At 54.6% G+C, this 15,206-nt stretch carries 18 protein-coding genes and 1 tRNA gene; 10 read left to right on the forward strand and 9 right to left on the reverse strand.

Features of this window, described 5'->3' with window-relative positions:
• Nucleotides 1–9 precede the first annotated feature (9 nt).
• The 3 genes from ACK4S7_RS02845 to ACK4S7_RS02855 all read left to right on the forward strand — a co-directional run bounded on the left by ACK4S7_RS02845 (nucleotide 10) and on the right by ACK4S7_RS02855 (nucleotide 3,096).
• Nucleotides 10–1,431: a coniferyl aldehyde dehydrogenase gene (locus tag ACK4S7_RS02845; protein WP_409644336.1), complete on the forward strand. Its 1,422-nt coding sequence runs from the start codon at nucleotides 10–12 to the stop codon at nucleotides 1,429–1,431.
• Between the two features lie 91 nt (nucleotides 1,432–1,522).
• Nucleotides 1,523–1,606 (forward strand) — tRNA-Leu (locus ACK4S7_RS02850).
• A gap of 134 nt (nucleotides 1,607–1,740) precedes the next feature.
• Nucleotides 1,741–3,096 carry an L-serine ammonia-lyase gene (locus tag ACK4S7_RS02855; RefSeq protein WP_409644338.1) on the forward strand — a complete coding sequence of 452 codons (1,356 nt, stop codon included), beginning with the start codon at nucleotides 1,741–1,743 and terminating at the stop codon, nucleotides 3,094–3,096.
• Nucleotides 3,097–3,099: 3 nt separating this feature from the next.
• On the opposite strand, the gene ACK4S7_RS02860 is transcribed toward ACK4S7_RS02855, so the two are convergent.
• Nucleotides 3,100–3,822, reverse strand: a complete 723-nt coding sequence (locus ACK4S7_RS02860) for an SDR family oxidoreductase (RefSeq protein WP_409644340.1) — start codon at nucleotides 3,820–3,822, stop codon at nucleotides 3,100–3,102.
• Between the two features lie 32 nt (nucleotides 3,823–3,854).
• Nucleotides 3,855–4,829, reverse strand: a complete 975-nt coding sequence (locus tag ACK4S7_RS02865) for a quinone oxidoreductase family protein (protein WP_409644397.1) — start codon at nucleotides 4,827–4,829, stop codon at nucleotides 3,855–3,857.
• A gap of 182 nt (nucleotides 4,830–5,011) precedes the next feature.
• Here ACK4S7_RS02865 and ACK4S7_RS02870 point away from each other — a divergent pair, with 182 nt between their 5' ends.
• Complete coding sequence (locus ACK4S7_RS02870; RefSeq protein WP_409644342.1) at nucleotides 5,012–5,206, forward strand: hypothetical protein; 195 nt, start codon at nucleotides 5,012–5,014, stop codon at nucleotides 5,204–5,206.
• On the opposite strand, the gene ACK4S7_RS02875 is transcribed toward ACK4S7_RS02870, so the two are convergent.
• Nucleotides 5,196–6,491, reverse strand: a complete 1,296-nt coding sequence (locus ACK4S7_RS02875) for an MFS transporter (RefSeq protein ID WP_409644344.1) — start codon at nucleotides 6,489–6,491, stop codon at nucleotides 5,196–5,198. The two genes, ACK4S7_RS02870 and ACK4S7_RS02875, sit on opposite strands and share 11 nt — an antisense overlap.
• A 131-nt stretch (nucleotides 6,492–6,622) precedes the next feature.
• On the opposite strand from ACK4S7_RS02875, the gene pgsA reads away from it, so the two are divergent.
• Genes pgsA through ACK4S7_RS02890 form a run of 3 tightly spaced genes read left to right on the forward strand, consistent with a single transcriptional unit; the run spans nucleotide 6,623 to nucleotide 7,888 of the window.
• Nucleotides 6,623–7,195, forward strand: coding sequence for a CDP-diacylglycerol--glycerol-3-phosphate 3-phosphatidyltransferase (gene pgsA / locus ACK4S7_RS02880; protein WP_409644346.1), 573 nt, complete (start codon nucleotides 6,623–6,625; stop codon nucleotides 7,193–7,195).
• 4 nt (nucleotides 7,196–7,199) lie between these two features.
• Entirely contained in the window at nucleotides 7,200–7,451 is a 252-nt protein-coding gene (gene moaD, locus ACK4S7_RS02885; RefSeq protein WP_409644348.1) for a molybdopterin converting factor subunit 1, read from the forward strand.
• A complete protein-coding gene (locus tag ACK4S7_RS02890) occupies nucleotides 7,448–7,888 on the forward strand; it encodes a molybdenum cofactor biosynthesis protein MoaE (protein ID WP_409644350.1) in 441 nt (146 codons plus the stop codon). The genes moaD and ACK4S7_RS02890 overlap by 4 nt, the downstream gene beginning before the upstream one ends.
• A 3-nt stretch (nucleotides 7,889–7,891) precedes the next feature.
• Here the strand turns inward: ACK4S7_RS02890 and ACK4S7_RS02895 are convergent, their stop codons facing one another.
• Complete coding sequence (locus ACK4S7_RS02895) at nucleotides 7,892–8,797, reverse strand: hydrogen peroxide-inducible genes activator (protein WP_409644352.1); 906 nt, start codon at nucleotides 8,795–8,797, stop codon at nucleotides 7,892–7,894.
• 157 nt (nucleotides 8,798–8,954) lie between these two features.
• Here ACK4S7_RS02895 and epsC point away from each other — a divergent pair, with 157 nt between their 5' ends.
• Nucleotides 8,955–9,674, forward strand: a complete 720-nt coding sequence (epsC, locus tag ACK4S7_RS02900; RefSeq protein ID WP_409644354.1) for a serine O-acetyltransferase EpsC — start codon at nucleotides 8,955–8,957, stop codon at nucleotides 9,672–9,674.
• Nucleotides 9,671–10,015, forward strand: a complete 345-nt coding sequence (locus ACK4S7_RS02905; RefSeq protein WP_409644356.1) for a DUF2794 domain-containing protein — start codon at nucleotides 9,671–9,673, stop codon at nucleotides 10,013–10,015. The genes epsC and ACK4S7_RS02905 overlap by 4 nt, the downstream gene beginning before the upstream one ends.
• Before the next feature lie 48 nt (nucleotides 10,016–10,063).
• Here the strand turns inward: ACK4S7_RS02905 and ACK4S7_RS02910 are convergent, their stop codons facing one another.
• Nucleotides 10,064–10,966: an SDR family NAD(P)-dependent oxidoreductase gene (locus ACK4S7_RS02910; protein ID WP_409644358.1), complete on the reverse strand. Its 903-nt coding sequence runs from the start codon at nucleotides 10,964–10,966 to the stop codon at nucleotides 10,064–10,066.
• 178 nt (nucleotides 10,967–11,144) lie between these two features.
• Between ACK4S7_RS02910 and ACK4S7_RS02915 the strand changes: the two genes are divergently transcribed.
• The gene (locus ACK4S7_RS02915; protein ID WP_409644360.1) at nucleotides 11,145–12,662 is read left to right on the forward strand and encodes an OprO/OprP family phosphate-selective porin; all 1,518 of its coding nucleotides are present in this window, start codon (nucleotides 11,145–11,147) and stop codon (nucleotides 12,660–12,662) included.
• Between the two features lie 36 nt (nucleotides 12,663–12,698).
• On the opposite strand, the gene ACK4S7_RS02920 is transcribed toward ACK4S7_RS02915, so the two are convergent.
• From ACK4S7_RS02920 to pstB, 4 genes are all read right to left on the reverse strand, one after another.
• The gene (locus ACK4S7_RS02920; RefSeq protein WP_409644362.1) at nucleotides 12,699–12,866 is read right to left on the reverse strand and encodes a Flp family type IVb pilin; all 168 of its coding nucleotides are present in this window, start codon (nucleotides 12,864–12,866) and stop codon (nucleotides 12,699–12,701) included.
• A gap of 150 nt (nucleotides 12,867–13,016) precedes the next feature.
• Nucleotides 13,017–13,712 (reverse strand): phosphate regulon transcriptional regulator PhoB, encoded by a 696-nt coding sequence (gene phoB, locus ACK4S7_RS02925; RefSeq protein ID WP_306064271.1) that lies wholly within the window; start codon nucleotides 13,710–13,712, stop codon nucleotides 13,017–13,019.
• Between the two features lie 13 nt (nucleotides 13,713–13,725).
• Complete coding sequence (gene phoU, locus ACK4S7_RS02930) at nucleotides 13,726–14,397, reverse strand: phosphate signaling complex protein PhoU (protein WP_409644364.1); 672 nt, start codon at nucleotides 14,395–14,397, stop codon at nucleotides 13,726–13,728.
• Between the two features lie 12 nt (nucleotides 14,398–14,409).
• Nucleotides 14,410–15,198 (reverse strand): phosphate ABC transporter ATP-binding protein PstB, encoded by a 789-nt coding sequence (pstB, locus tag ACK4S7_RS02935; RefSeq protein WP_409644366.1) that lies wholly within the window; start codon nucleotides 15,196–15,198, stop codon nucleotides 14,410–14,412.
• Nucleotides 15,199–15,206 lie beyond the last annotated feature (8 nt).

Raw genomic sequence — 15,206 nt, forward strand, 5'->3', positions numbered from 1 at the left:
GAGAGAAAAATGACCGCAAAAATGCAAGCCGTGCTCCAGAAGCAGCGTACAGCGTTTACCGCGGCGATGCCTGAATCCATGTCCGTGCGCCGCGATCGTATCGACCGCGCCATTGCCATGCTGATTGATCATGCGGAGGATTTTGCAAAGGCGGTCTCTGCAGATTTTGGCCATCGCAGCCGCGAACAAACGCTGCTGACTGATATCATGCCATCGGTGAGCGCAATGAAGCATGCGAGGAAACATTTTGAAAGCTGGGCGAAAGGCGAGAAGCGTAAACCGACCTTTCCGCTTGGGTTGCTTGGCGCAAAGGCCGAGGTTATTTATCAACCGAAGGGCGTTGTCGGCGTCGTTGCGCCATGGAACTTCCCCGTTGGCATGGTCATGGTGCCCATGGCGGGCATCCTTGCCGCCGGCAACCGCGCCATGATAAAGCCATCAGAGTTCACCGAGCGCGTGTCCGCCTTGTTTGAAGAAATTGTACCGAAATATTTTGCCGAAGAAGAAATGGCGGTTTTTACCGGCGACGCAGAAATTGGCATGGCCTTTTCCAAACTAGCCTTTGACCATATGATTTTTACCGGCGCCACTGGGGTCGGCCGGCATATCATGCGCGCAGCCGCCGACAATCTGGTGCCCGTCACGCTTGAACTTGGCGGCAAGTCGCCGACGATCGTGAGCCGGAGCGCCGACAAGAAAAAGGCTGGCGAGCGCATCGCGCTTGGCAAGATGATGAACGCCGGACAAATCTGCCTCGCGCCGGATTATCTGCTGGTGGCAGGCGATCAGGAACATGATGTCATTGAAGCGGTAAAAGCCGGTGTGACAGCGCAATATCCCAAATTGCTGCACAATGACGACTACACATCCGTCGTGAACGGCCGCAATTATGAACGGCTGCAAGGCTACCTTGCCGACGCACGGGAAAAAGGTGCGGAACTGATTGAAGTCAATCCTGCCGGCGAAGACTTTGAATCGTCAAACGGCAACAAAATGCCATTGACCATAGTCCGCAACGTAACTGACGATATGAAAGTCATGCAGGAGGAAATTTTTGGGCCAATACTGCCCGTGATGACCTATTCGTCGATGGATGAGGCAATTGACTATGTGAATGCACATGACCGCCCGCTTGGCCTGTATTATTTTGGATCGGACAAAGCCGAGGAAGAACGCGTGTTGTCGCGGACGATCTCTGGCGGGGTTACCGTCAACGACGTCATCTTCCATAATGCGATGGAAGATCTGCCTTTTGGCGGCGTTGGCCCATCGGGCATGGGCAATTATCATGGCGCTGACGGGTTCAGGACATTCAGCCACATGCGCGCGGTATATCGTCAGACTGGCATTGATGTTGCCGGCATCGGCGGCTTCAAGGCACCTTATGGCAAGGCCACGCTCAAGACGCTCGCAAAAGAGCTGAAGAAATAAGGCGAGCCGAAGACGTAAGGATGCACTTGCATCGTAGCGGAGGCTCGGTTAGAGCGACCTCCGCTTCGACGGGTTTGCCCGTTAAATATGTGCCCCAGTGGTGGAATGGTAGACGCGCTGGATTCAAAATCCTGTTCCGAAAGGAGTGCCCGTTCGAGTCGGGCCTGGGGCACCACCTAGATTTCCGATATTTCCGCATGTGCTCTGACGAGCAAGGAAATCCGCTTCTTCGGTTCGGCGCAACATTGGTTTCATCTGCAACTAAAACGGTTGTGGAAACGCGTAGCGCTGTTAATGCCGTAGCGTCAAATGTCGCAATCTTTTAGCATCACGGACTTGTTCACCATTGGTATCGGGCCTTCAAGCTCGCATACTGTGGGGCCAATGCGTGCCGCGCGCGATTTTGCGGAGCGGGTGCTGATCCGGCCCGATGTCGGCCAGCTTATCTGCGAACTGTTTGGCTCGCTCGCCTTGACGGGACATGGCCATGCCACCGATACCGCGATATTGCTTGGTCTATCGGGATTTACACCTGAAGGCACTGATCCCGATGACATCGCGTCCATCATTGCCGCTATCCGTCATGCCGACAGTCTGAAGCTAGCGGGCAAAGTAGACATCAGCTTTGTCGAAAGTCAGCATCTGCTGTTTCGTAAAGGCGAATTCCTGCCGGGTCATGCAAATGCGATGCGCTTTACCGCGATCTATGGCGATGGGTCGGAATGTAGCGAGACCTATTTCTCCATCGGCGGCGGCGCGATCAAGCGCGAAAACGCAGATGCGCCACGGCTAAATTTTGTCCTGCCACATCCATTTGCCTCAGGCGCAGATTTGCTGGCCATGGGCAATGACACTGGCATGACCTTTGGCGCGATTGTCGAGGCCAATGAAGCTGCGTGGCGTAGCGAGGCGGAGACCCGCGCCTTCATCGACGAAGTTCGCGTTGCCATGCTCGCTTGTATCAAGCGCGGGATTGCAAAGGACGGCATTTTGCCGGGCGGCCTGAATGTGAAGCGCCGCGCCAAATGCCTGCACGAACGGCTGGTGGAGCGAGGACCACGCAGCGACCCTTCGACCGTATTTGAATGGGTCAGCCTCTGGGCGCTTGCGGTAAACGAGGAGAATGCGGCCGGGGGCAGGGTGGTGACAGCCCCGACCAACGGCGCAGCGGGCGTCATTCCCGCCGTTCTCAAATATTATGAAATATTCACCGCCAATCCAACACCGGAAGGAAGCCGCCTGTTGCTGACCACGGCAAGCGCGATCGGCTTCCTGTATAAAACCAATGCGTCAATATCCGCCGCGGAAATGGGCTGTCAGGGCGAAGTTGGCGTGGCCTGCTCGATGGCGGCCGCCGGACTGGCCGCGGCGCTTGGCGGAAGCAACGCGCAGGTCGAAAACGCGGCCGAAATCGGCATGGAACATAATCTGGGCCTCACCTGCGATCCTATTGGCGGGCTGGTGCAAATACCGTGCATTGAACGCAACACGATGGGCGCGATCAAGGCAATTAACGCTGCCTATCTCGCGCTGCAAGGCGATGGTTCGCACATTGTCAGCCTCGACGCAGTCATTGAAACCATGCGTCAAACCGGCGAGGATATGCGTTCGAAGTATAAGGAAACCAGCCTTGGCGGTCTGGCGGTCAACGTCGTGGAATGCTGACCATCAATATTTGATCATGATGCGTCGTGCGAGTGCTGGCGAAATGGAATAAGCAAGCCGAAGCAGCTTTACCATGCCGACATTGGCTTCCTTGGCATTGGTGGCAATCGCATCGACGATCTCTGCCGCGCATTGCTTGGCCGATATTTTCTTTCCGTTCACGCGCCCACGCGTCATCGCAGTGTCAACCACAGGCGGAAGCGCTTCAATCACATGTACGTTAGTGTCGCGCAAATTGTGGCGGAGCGATTGCGTAAAGCTGCGCAGGCCAGCCTTGGTGGCGCAATAGACCGGGCCGCCAGCGCGCGGGGCAATGGCAAGGCCTGACGTCACATTGACAATGACTGCCTCTGGCCTTTGAAGCAATGTCGGTAGGAAATGCCCGATCAGGTGCAAGGGTGCGTTAAGGTTTAGGAAGATGGCCTTGTCGGTCAAGGCAAGGTCAAGCGGTTCGCCAGGCGCGAAATTTCCGCTCATCCCGGCATTGTTAATCAGCATGTCGATTGGCCGGTTCGCCAATGTCGCGGCCAGCGCGGCGCAACCAGCGGCGGTCGAGAGGTCCGCCTGAATAGCCTCCAAGCCCTCCTCGCGCGCTGACACCAATAGCTCTTCGCGGCGACCGCATATGATGACGCTGGCCCCTTTTGCCAATAACTGGCGCGCGATTTCCAGACCGATACCGTCTGTCCCACCCGTCACCAGGACGCTCTTGCCTGTGATATTCATGAAGCCCCCTTCTTCGGATTGGTCTATGTCATTTACGGGATCAGCACCGACGAGCCAATGGTCTTGCGTGTCTCCAGATCGCGATGTGCCTGCGCTGCATCTTCGAGCGCGTAGCGTTGCCCAATGGTCATTTCGATGATGCCCTGCCGGAACATGTCAAACACATATTCTGCGCCCGCCGCCCGCTCGGCAGGGTTGTGGTAATAGTCAAACAAGGTAGGCCGCGAGACGTAGAGCGAACCTTTTTGTGCCAATAACCCGAGGTTAACGCCAGTGACGGGTCCGCTTGCATTGCCGTAACTGACGATCAGGCCGCGCCGCGCAGTGGCGTTGATCGACGTCTCCCATGTATCAAGCCCGACGCCGTCGAACGTCACCTCGACGCCCTTGCCGTCTGTCAGTTCACGAACCTGTCGTGCGACGTCTTCCTTGCCGTAAAGGATAACATGGTCTGCACCCGCGGCTCGGGCGAGCGCAGCCTTCTCATCGGTACTGACGGTACCGATCACGCGCGCACCAACATGTTTCAACCATTGCACGAGCAGCAAGCCCACACCGCCGGCTGCGGCATGAACGAGGACGTCCCATTGCGGCTGAACCTTGGCGCAGCGTTCCACCAGAAATTCGGTCGTACATCCCTTGAGCAAACCCGCCGCGGCGACTTCGTCGCCGATCTCGTCCGGTACTAGAAACAGACAGTTGGCGGCGATGTTGCGTGCTGTCGAATATGCACCAATATTGGGGCCAAAGCTGGCGACCCGGTCGCCGACGCGCCAATCGCTAACGCCTTCGCCGATGGCTTCGATTATGCCGGCGGCCTCCATGCCCAAGCCGCTTGGCAAGGCTATCGGATAAAGTCCGCTGCGATGATAGGTGTCGATAAAATTGAGGCCGACTGCTCGATTTCGCATCCGAACTTCGCCGGGGCCAGGCTCTGCAAGCTGGACATCGGACCACTGGATCACGTCGGGACCGCCAGTGCGTTGAATTTGCGCTATTCTTTCCATCACCAACAGCCTCCAGATTACTCTGCGCAGTCTAACAGACTGCGTTATCGCCCGCCAACCTATCCGTTGGAATATGGCAAAAATAACATTAACGGCTGTCGCAATTCGGGACAGTCCATTTTTGCGCCAAATCCGGTATCATTTTCAGATAGCCATAATCCCTAACAAAACGTTAACGTCCCATGATGATGAAAAGACGATTGGTCAGCTATAACGAAGCCGCGCGCCACCCGTTGCGCCGCATGCTCCCGCCACCTTCTACCGGCTTGGTCCTCACCGCGCCGCGACCGAAATCCTGGTGGCGAAAGGAAGACACGCATTTGTTCATGCTGAGCTTCAGCGCGTTTTTCGTGGCGATTACCAGCTTTATTGCGTGACCTGAAGGGCAGCAACATCGCAGGCTTTGTGAAGTCGCCACGCGATCCATGCCGACACCGAGCAGGCTGCTGCAATCATGAACAAAGTATCTGCAATGCTGACGCCTGCGCTGACAAGCAGGCTGTAAATGATGGCACCAATGACCATCGCGCCTGAATTGACGATATTGTTGGCAGCAATCGTCCGCGCCGTCTGTGACTTTGCAACTGTTGTTGTCAAAAATGCGTAGAGCGGGACAACGAACATGCCACCGGCGATGGCGATGCCAAGCAAATCGACAATCATTCGTTCACCCTTGCCAAGCATCAGGAAGGCGTACCAGTCCATCAACTCTGGTCCGACTGGCCCCCAATGGCTGACGGTCCACCACAGGTCGAGAACGAACAGTCCCATTACAATTACCGACACCGGCGCATATCTTGCGGAAACCGTACCCTTTAGCAGACGATTAATAGCAATTGAGCCAATAGCGATCCCAATCGAAAAGAACGCCGTGAACAGCGTTGCGACGGTGTTGTCGCCACCAATCGCATTTTTCACCATTGGCGGAAAGATCGAGCCGAGAACTGCGCCTATGCCCCAGAAAAAGCTGATGGCCATGATGGCCATGAACAGATGCGGGATATGCATCGTATCGCGCACCAGCCGCCAACTACTGCGGAAAATGTTCCAGTCCATTTTTGCGGTGGGCGCATCGCTTTCCGGCGGAGCGGCTGGAACGGATTGGGCGGTCACGCGACCAATGATGGCAACGATGATGATGCAAACGCCCGCAATTTTGCCCGGAATGATACCACCCGCAATCGTGCCGCCGAGGATGGCAAGATAGGTGCCTGCCTCGACAAGACCTGTGCCGCCAAGCACTTCATCCTTTTCCAGATGCTGAGGCAAAATGGCATATTTGATTGGCCCGAAAAAGGTCGAATGCACGCCCATTGCGAACAAAGCGGCGAGCATGAGCGGGATATTGTGCAGGTAAATACCGGCTGCACCAAAAAGCATGATGAAAATCTCGGCCGATTTCACCATCCGGATAACCTTCGTCTTTTCGATACTGTCAGCCAATTGACCTGCCACTGCCGAAAACAGAAAAAACGGCAGGATAAAAAGCGCGCCTGCGATCGCGTTAAAATTCGCCTCGCGCGTGGGGTCTGAATAGATTTCGTAGGTGACCAAAATCACCATAGCCATTTTGTAGAAATTGTCGTTGAAGGCATTCAGAAACTGGGTGACGAAGAGCGGGAGGAACCGTCGCTTGTTCATCAAAGACATTGCCGTGGCCATAAACTTACCAGTTTCCCATGCAGAGGATTTGCCGTGCCTTAGACGCCGTGTGGAAGCATGGCAAAGTGCATTTCGATAGTTGGTTAAATAGCTGCGTGATTTTGCCCGCGCATCACGCTATCGGAGGCATTATGCTAAGCCTGCCTAACATATTGACCCTGTCGCGCATCCTCGCCGTGCCTTTATTGGTCTTTCTGTTATGGCCCGGCAGCAAGCCAATGTCGGTGCAGCCAGTGCCGCTCGATTATGCATTTGCATTTGTGCTGTACTGCCTGATGGGCATCACTGATTATTTTGACGGCTATTTGGCGCGTGCGCAGGGCACGGTGTCGAAACTGGGCGTGTTCCTCGATCCAATCGCGGATAAGATTATGGTGGCTGCGGTCATTCTGATGCTGGTGTATACGCGGGATGTCGATGGCTGGCATGTGATTGCAGCGCTGACCATATTGTTACGCGAGATGATCGTATCTGGTTTGCGGGAATTTCTGGCTGGGCTGCAGATATCTGTTCCAGTCTCCAAACTTGCCAAATGGAAGACAACCTTCCAATTGGTCTCGCTGGGCGGGATCATATTGGCAGGATCCATGCCCGATTGGATCTTGCTGAAACAGGCTGCACTTGCATTGTTATGGATCGCAGCCGTGCTGACGATGATTACGGGCTGGGATTACCTGCGCGTCGGCATCAAGCATATGGATTGACCGCGTGAAGCTGCTTTATTTTGCAAGCGTACGTGAAGCCGTTGGGCTCTCTGATGAAGAACGGGATGTGCCCAATGAAGTGCGCACTGTTGGCGACTGCATCATCTGGCTCGCAGGGCAGTCGGTAGAACACGGCGCTGCGTTAGGCGGCCAGTCGCGTCTGCGCTTTGCCTTGGACCACAATATGGTGACTGCCGATGCAATGCTTGGAGATGCGCAAGAGCTAGCCATATTCCCCCCGGTAACGGGCGGATGAAACAGGTCCGGATCAGCAGCGGCCCTATCAAAACAGACGTTGAGCTATCGCCGCTTGTGGGACTGGGTGCCGGCGCGGTGTCGAGTTTCACCGGTATAGCAAGAGATGACGGTGGTGTTACCGCCATCGAACTGGAACATTATCCAGCCATGACAGAGGTTAGCCTGTTGCGCCTCGTAGAAGCTGCTACGGTTCGGTGGGCGCTTCTCGGGGCAGTGATTACCCACCGGGTTGGCATCGTCCCTGTAGGCGAGCCTGTGGTTGTTGTGGGAGCGGCATCCCGGCACAGGGCGGAAGCGTTAGAGGCGACAGCATTCCTGATTGACCGGCTCAAGACGGAAGCGCCCTTTTGGAAACGAGAACATTTCGTCGATGGCACCTCAAAATGGGTCGACGCCAAATCGACTGACGATGCGCGTTCGGAGCTGTGGACATAGAGCCTAGGCTGCGTGCAATCCCTTTAGGGACCCTGCCAAAAGTTCGAATTCCTCGCGGCGCGGGCTGTTAGTGCGCCAGACCAAGGCGATTTCGCGGGACGCGTGTTCGGCGTTTAACGGGCGAGCCTGAACATCGGTGCCGTGCAGTAACCCGGCTTTGATGGCCATTTCCGGGATAATGGTAAGTCCAAGTCCATTGTCCACCATTTGCACCAATGTGTGCAACGATGTGCCCAGCATTGTGGCAAAGGCACGCATTTCCGGCCGGTTGCATGCCGCCAGCGCGTGGTCTTTCAGGCAATGGCCATCGACCAGCAAGAGCAGCCGGCTTTCGTCGATCAGTTCGGGCTTGATGCTCTCCGGCGGATCGCGCGGATCATCTTTGGGAAACGCGACAAACAGACGGTCATCGAAAAGGGTGGCCTTTTCGACATCACCCGCCGCAAAGGGTAGCGCCAGCAAGACGCAATCAACCTGCCCATGATGCAGCGCCTCAATCGCGGCAGCGCTGGCTTCCTCGCGCAAATAGAGTTTGAGTTCCGGATATTGCTTACGCAACTCCGGTAGCAATTTAGGTAGCAAAAATGGTGCAATGGTCGGGATGACACTCATCCGCAGGTCATCGGCGAGCGGTTTGCCTGCCGAGCGCGCCATTTCCGCCAATTCTTCTGCTTCACGCAGGATGCGGTGCGCCTTGGCGACCATCTTGTTGCCCAGCGGTGTGAACCGGACAACGCGCCGGGTGCGTTCGACCAACATGAGCCCAAGCAAGGATTCAAGCTCGCGGATTCCGGCTGAAAGTGTCGATTGAGTCACAAAGCAGGCTTCTGCCGCTTTGCCAAAATGGCCGTGTTCCTGCAGAGAAACGAGATACTGTAGCTGCTTTAACGTTGGCAAATAGGTGCTCATTTATCGACCCTGTTAATTAATAGTCTCCATATAATCGCTTTTGACGATGTTTCCAGACATATTTGTCGTAAAAACGCATCCTTCGCTGGAAAAGCGTGCCTGGAAGGCTTAGCTAGTCGGTGTTCAACTGGTCCCGCAAAGGACGGCAGGGTCGTTTATGTTTATTTCTAACCTCATCGAATATCTCGACTCAATCAAGGAACGGGACCCGGCCCCGCGTTCGCGTTGGGAAGTACTGCTGTATCCCGGCGTATGGGCGGTTGGCTATCACCGCATCGCGCACTGGTTGTTTCTTGGCCACATGTATTTTCTCGCGCGGTTGGTAAATCATTTTGCCCGTTTCGTGACAGGCATTGACATTCACCCGGGCGCCAAAATCGGCAGCAATTTTTTTCTGGATCATGGGTTTAGCGTCATTGGTGAAACGGCAGAAATTGGCGACAATGTCACAATGTATCAGAATGTCACGCTGGGCGGCACAAACCCGACGACCGGCATTGGCGGCAAACGGCATCCCACGATCCTGAACAATGTCATCATCGGATCAGGCGCACAGATATTAGGCCCAATCACGGTGGGCGAACGCGCCCGCATAGGAGCTGCAGCCGTTGTGACTGACGATGTGCCTGCAGGCGCAACCATGATTGGCCAAAAGGCACGTTCAACCCTCGTGAAGGCGGAAACCTATGCGCGCGATTTCATGCCTTATGGCACGCCCTGCCGGGAAATGTTTGATCCTGCGACACAGAGCCTTGAGATCATGCAGTGCGAGATCGAGACCTTGCGCAAGAAGGTGGCGGAGCTGATGGCAGAGCGCGACGCGCGCGATGTTGCGCCAGCCAAGCCGAAAAGAGCCAAAGGAAGCACGTCCAGTTGAGCGCGATTGTCACACCCTTTCCGGGGATCAGTCGACATAATCAGGTCGGCTTCGAAAAGAATGAGCTCACGCAGATCCTTAACCTTTATGGCCGGATGGTTGCGGCTGGAAACTGGCGGGATTATGCCATCGACCTTGGCCGCGATGCCGCCGTTTTCAGCATGTTCAGACGCGCCACGGAACGGCCTGAATACCGCATCGAAAAACGCCCCGCATTGCGTAATCGCCAAGGCATGTGGGCATTGGTCGGCGAAGGCGGCGCTATTCTGAAGCGTGGCCATGATCTTGGCCCCGTGTTGGCGCCTGTTGAGCGCAAGTTGATCAAATTGGTCGACGCATAAAAAAGCCCGGCCAATGACCGGGCTCTTTCAACTGCCTTTTTGCAGAATTTAACCGAGAGCCTGAAGCGCCTTCATCACGGCGATCGATTGCTCGCCGCCTGACTGGGGTACAGTCTCGCCGGTGCGGTCGATAATCTTGTCCCAAGCTGCGGCAAAGCCTTCGACATTTCGATCTTCCTGACGCAGCGCAACGCCGGGCGTCATGGTGACATAGGCTGCATGGTAACCGCCACCGCCGGCGCCGATGATCATATTGGTCGGCGCATCTTCGCTGACGAGATAAAGCGCCGCTGGAACGACATTTTCAGGTGTGAACTGCTCGAACAGACCTTCTGGGAAAATGTCTTCGGTCATGCGCGTACCAGCGACGGGTGCAAGTGAATTGACGCGGACGTTATATTTTGCGCCTTCAAGATGAAGCGTCTTCGTAAAGCCAGCCAACCCGAGTTTGGCCGCGCCATAATTGGCCTGTCCAAAGTTTCCGTAAAGGCCAGTCGACGACGTGGTCATCAGTATTCGGCCATAAGCCTGCTCACGCATGGTGTCCCAAACAGCCTTGGTGCAGTTGGCTGAACCCATGACATGGACCTGGAGCACCAGATTGAAATCGGGCATGTCCATTTTTGCAAAGCTTTTGTCCCGCAGAATACCTGCATTGTTGATGAGGATATGCACGCCACCCCAAGCTTCTTTCGCTTTGGCGACCATTTCGACCATCTGTTCATATTCGGTCACGCTGCCGCCGTTGGCCATGGCCTCGCCACCTGCTGCTTTGATTTCTTCAACCACCTGAGCAGCAGCGTCGGATGTGCCAGTTCCATCACGTGCGCCTCCAAGATCGTTGACCACCACTTTTGCGCCGCGCTTGGCAAGCTCCAAAGCATATGCCTTGCCCAGTCCGCCACCTGCACCGGTCACAATAGCAACTTTGTCTTTGAAATTGATGGTCATAAGCTATCTCCATTGTCAAAGGCGAACGGGCCGCCGAATTACGGTACGCCTTGGCATGGCCGTTCACTTGACGCAAGCGTAAAGCTGGGCTGCGATAGCTGTCATAAATACGCAATGTAAGCGTCACGTTTGAGACACAAAAATGTTGTTTAGGCGTCACCAAATTAAACGGGATAGCATGATGACCGCTCAAAAATGGCTTTACGGCACAGCTCTTTGCACGATGGCTACAGCGTCGTTGCCCGCTTATGCGCAGGAAGGCCGGTCGGAAATTGACGCCCTGCGCGCCGAAGTGGCGGCCCTTAAGGAGCAGCTGGCAGCCATTTCCGAAAAGGTGGAGGCCGTAGATAAAAAAGCGCCCGTTAATGAAGTGAAATGGAAGGGCAGTCCTGAATCCAGCAGTGCCGATGGCTGGAGCTTTAAGCCGCGCGGACGGATTCATTATGATGTGGGTGATGTGAGTGTCCCCGGCGAATATGCCGCAAATCGCAACCTTGGTTTCAACACCAGGGTGCGGCGTGTGCGACTGGGTGCTGAGGGATCCATGCCCGGTGGCTTCGGATATAAGGTTGAAGTAGATTTTGCGAACGCCAATGTTGGATTTGGCGACACATTTGTAAGCTACAGTCCGAAAAATGCTCCAGTAAGCATTCGCCTCGGCAACTTCGAAACGCTGAGCGGGCTCGAGCAGGTTACGAGTTCAAACAATATCAGCTTTACGGAGCGTGCTGCGTTTAACGATGCCTTCCTTAATTCGCGCAGGCTTGGCGGTGCAGTTGCCTGGCATGATCAGGACAATGCACTGCGGGCCGAAGCCGGATTGTTTGCGGCCCACAGCATCGATGGCTCTTTCGATAATGATGGCTGGATCGGCGCTGGACGACTTACTTATTCGCCAAAGGCGTTAGGCGGGCAGCTTCACTTCGGAGCCAATATCCAGCAGCGCGATTTCGCCTCGAATAACAATGGGACAACGTCCGCCTCGACAAATGCGCCATCCACAAACCAATTAGCGCGCTACCGTGCGCGCCCCAATACACAACTGACGGATGTCCGTTTTGTGGACACAGGTAGCTTTGCTGCGAAAAGCGACCGAATTATCGGTGTGGAACTTGCGGCGATTTTTCCGGGATTCTATTTCGCTGGGGAGGGACAGTGGACGAAGGTGAACGCATATCGTCCAGGGGACACTGCTGCGGGGCTTAACAGCTTTACCGGCGGAAACAGTGCTGTCACCCCTGCCGGCGATCCGAGCTTTTTTGGTATGTATGCAGAAGCTGGCTATTTCCTGACTGGCGAAACACGCGGGTATAAGGACGGCCTTTGGTCACGCACCAAAGTCCTGCAGCCAATCGATAAAAATGGTATGGGCGCGTTCCAGATTGCCGGGCGTTTTGAATATCTAGATCTGGACAGCAACATCCTGAAGAACGGTGTCACAAACAATTTCGCGACGGGAACTAACAGCTTGGCCGGTCTCAACGCCCGCCTTGGACGTGGGGGTACGCAGACCAGCTACCTTTTTGCAGTGAACTGGTACCCCATTGATTACATCCGCTTCATGCTCAATTATGGACGCGTAAATGTTGAGGGTGGGCCATTGGCTGCGACGATCAAGCCGCTCTCCACTCAGCCCGTCGATCAACGCGATTATTCAGTAGATGTTCTGGCAGCACGAATGCAGTTGGAATTCTAGACCGCATCCAGACTTGCGGAAGCTCAAGCCGAGCCCTCAAGATTTGACAAGGTTAGCATTGACCTTGTTGAACGTGGTACCGAGCCTCGTGCCCAACGTCCCCATCGCCGTGATTGAGGCGACTGCGATCAATGCAGCAATCAAACCATATTCAATGGCAGTTGCACCTTTCTGGTCTTTTCTAAGCTTGCGAAAAAATTTCATTTTCAACCCCACGCTGATGTTTATTCGGTCCTAACGGCGCCAGACACATTACAAAAATGTTCTATGCCGTTGGATATAGAATTAAGCGGGATATGTTTGCTAAGTTATTAACTTTATATGTAAAATTGTAATATTTGTCGACATGCTCTATTAAACAGCGTCTTGATCCAAGGAATAGCCCGCCGAACGGACTGTCCGGATGATATCGCTGCCAAAGCCCTCGTTCAGTGCTTTTCGCAGGCGGCGGATATGAACATCGACCGTGCGTATTTCAATATCACTGTCATGTCCCCACACGCTGTCAAGCAAGCGTTCGCGGGAAAATACATGGCCTGGATATTCCAAGAAATGCTTAAGCAACCGATACTCGGTTGGTCCCAAGGGAACCTGCTTTCCCCCGCGTTTCACTTTATGGGCCACAGTATCCATTTCGACATCACCAAAGCGCAATGCTTCACCCGCAAGTGCAGGCCGCACACGGCGTAACACTGCCTTTGCGCGCGCCACCAGTTCGCGCGGTGAAAAGGGCTTTGTTACATAATCGTCGGCGCCAATTTCAAGGCCGCGAATCCGGTCATCTTCCTCGCCCCGAGCGGTCAGCATTATGATGGGTACGTTGGCCGTGTTGTCGGACTTTCGCAATTGGCGGCATACCTCAATACCGGAGAGATTCTCCAACATCCAATCAAGCAAAACCAGATCGGGTGTGCGCTCTTTGGCCATCAAAAGCGCCTCTTCGCCGTCCCCGGTGTGTTGAACGTCGAACTCCTCACGCTCGAAATGCCAGCGGACCAGTTCTGCAAGCGCACTGTCGTCTTCAACCAATAGCAATTGTGCCTTGGGCATGTGAGTCTCCGCTTTAAGCGTCGGGCAGGTTTTCACCCGTTTCGGTAAAATAAATCATCTGCGCCACGTTTGTCGTGTGGTCACCAATCCGTTCCAGATTTTTCGCGGTGAAAAGAAGGTGCGCCACCTCGGTCGCGTCCTTCGGATTCTTGGCGACATGGGCGACGAAGTCGACGAACAAATCCTTGTTAAGCTGGTCGACGACGTCATCGCGTACGGTGACTGCACGCGCCAGGTCAATGTCGCGCTTGGCATAGGCATCCATGGCAGTCCGGATCATTTCGACCACAATTTCGCCCATACTAGCAAGCTGGTCCATCGCGGTGGCCGGGATTTTGCCATTCATCTGCGGAACGCGCTTTGCGATATTCTTGGCATAGTCGCCAATCCGTTCAATAACTGCGGACATCTTGAGCGCCGCGATCAGTTCGCGTAAATCGTCGGCCATTGGCGCGCGCAAGGCAATCGTCCGGACGACAAGTCGTTCAACATCGGTTTCCAAACCGTCGATGATCTTATCTTCCGCACGGATGGTTGCAGCGGCATCGGTGTCATGCTCTCGCAGCGCCTTCATGGCCGCAATAACCGCCGCTTCCGCACGCGCACCCATTTCGGCGATAAGACCACGGATCTCGTCCATGTCATCGTCAAATGCAGTGATTGTATGCCTTGTGCCTGTGCTCATGTCCAATTTTTCCTAACCGTAACGGCCTGTAATATAATCCTTTGTGCGATCTTCGCGCGGATTGGTAAATATTTCGGAAGTCTCACCAAATTCGATCAAATTACCCAAATGGAAAAAGGCGGTACGTTGCGAAACGCGTGCGGCCTGCTGCATGTTATGCGTCACGATGATGATGGCATATTTTCCGCGCAGATCGTGAATTAACTCTTCAATCCGTGCAGTGGCGATCGGGTCGAGCGCAGAACAAGGTTCGTCCATCAAAATGACTTCAGGATCAACGGCGATGGCGCGCGCGATACACAGGCGTTGCTGTTGGCCACCTGACAGAGCTGTGCCGCTTTCGCTAAGCCGGTCCTTCACTTCCGTCCATAATCCTGCCCGCGTCAATGATCTTTCAACGATCTGGTCAAGTTCTGCCTTGCCACTGGCGAGACCGTGGATACGGGGACCATAAGCAACATTGTCATAAATGGATTTTGGAAAAGGGTTCGGCTTTTGAAATACCATGCCAACACGTGCGCGTAGCTGGACCACGTCCATAGCCGATGCATAGATGTCTTGCCCGTCGAGCAGTATCTGACCTTCTACACGCGCCCCGGCAATCGTGTCATTCATGCGGTTCAAAGACCGCAGGAAGGTCGATTTTCCACATCCCGATGGACCGATAAACGCAGTGACATTTTCGCGATCAACGTCAATTGATACGTTATTAATGGCTTGTTTGTCGCCATAATATACGTTCACATTGCGTGTGGAAATTTTGGCTTTTCCCGGGGTTACGCCCACATTAACGTCCTTCATGTTCATAG

It is taken from the genome of Sphingorhabdus sp., assembly GCF_046292425.1.
Classification (GTDB): Bacteria; Pseudomonadota; Alphaproteobacteria; order Sphingomonadales; family Sphingomonadaceae; genus Sphingorhabdus_B.

Excerpts from the sequence above, each read along its gene's own strand:
- ACK4S7_RS02845 (WP_409644336.1), top strand. The coding sequence starts at position 10 with ATGACCGCAAAAATGCAAGCCGTGCTCCAGAAGCAGCGTACAGCGTTT.
- ACK4S7_RS02855 (WP_409644338.1), top strand. The coding sequence starts at position 1,741 with ATGTCGCAATCTTTTAGCATCACGGACTTGTTCACCATTGGTATCGGG.
- ACK4S7_RS02860 (WP_409644340.1), bottom strand. The coding sequence starts at position 3,822 with ATGAATATCACAGGCAAGAGCGTCCTGGTGACGGGTGGGACAGACGGT.
- ACK4S7_RS02865 (WP_409644397.1), bottom strand. The coding sequence starts at position 4,829 with ATGGAAAGAATAGCGCAAATTCAACGCACTGGCGGTCCCGACGTGATC.
- ACK4S7_RS02870 (WP_409644342.1), top strand. The coding sequence starts at position 5,012 with ATGATGATGAAAAGACGATTGGTCAGCTATAACGAAGCCGCGCGCCAC.
- ACK4S7_RS02875 (WP_409644344.1), bottom strand. The coding sequence starts at position 6,491 with ATGGCCACGGCAATGTCTTTGATGAACAAGCGACGGTTCCTCCCGCTC.
- pgsA (WP_409644346.1), top strand. The coding sequence starts at position 6,623 with ATGCTAAGCCTGCCTAACATATTGACCCTGTCGCGCATCCTCGCCGTG.
- ACK4S7_RS02890 (WP_409644350.1), top strand. The coding sequence starts at position 7,448 with ATGAAACAGGTCCGGATCAGCAGCGGCCCTATCAAAACAGACGTTGAG.
- ACK4S7_RS02895 (WP_409644352.1), bottom strand. The coding sequence starts at position 8,797 with ATGAGCACCTATTTGCCAACGTTAAAGCAGCTACAGTATCTCGTTTCT.
- epsC (WP_409644354.1), top strand. The coding sequence starts at position 8,955 with ATGTTTATTTCTAACCTCATCGAATATCTCGACTCAATCAAGGAACGG.
- ACK4S7_RS02910 (WP_409644358.1), bottom strand. The coding sequence starts at position 10,966 with ATGACCATCAATTTCAAAGACAAAGTTGCTATTGTGACCGGTGCAGGT.
- ACK4S7_RS02915 (WP_409644360.1), top strand. The coding sequence starts at position 11,145 with ATGATGACCGCTCAAAAATGGCTTTACGGCACAGCTCTTTGCACGATG.
- ACK4S7_RS02920 (WP_409644362.1), bottom strand. The coding sequence starts at position 12,866 with ATGAAATTTTTTCGCAAGCTTAGAAAAGACCAGAAAGGTGCAACTGCC.
- phoB (WP_306064271.1), bottom strand. The coding sequence starts at position 13,712 with ATGCCCAAGGCACAATTGCTATTGGTTGAAGACGACAGTGCGCTTGCA.
- phoU (WP_409644364.1), bottom strand. The coding sequence starts at position 14,397 with ATGAGCACAGGCACAAGGCATACAATCACTGCATTTGACGATGACATG.
- pstB (WP_409644366.1), bottom strand. The coding sequence starts at position 15,198 with ATGAAGGACGTTAATGTGGGCGTAACCCCGGGAAAAGCCAAAATTTCC.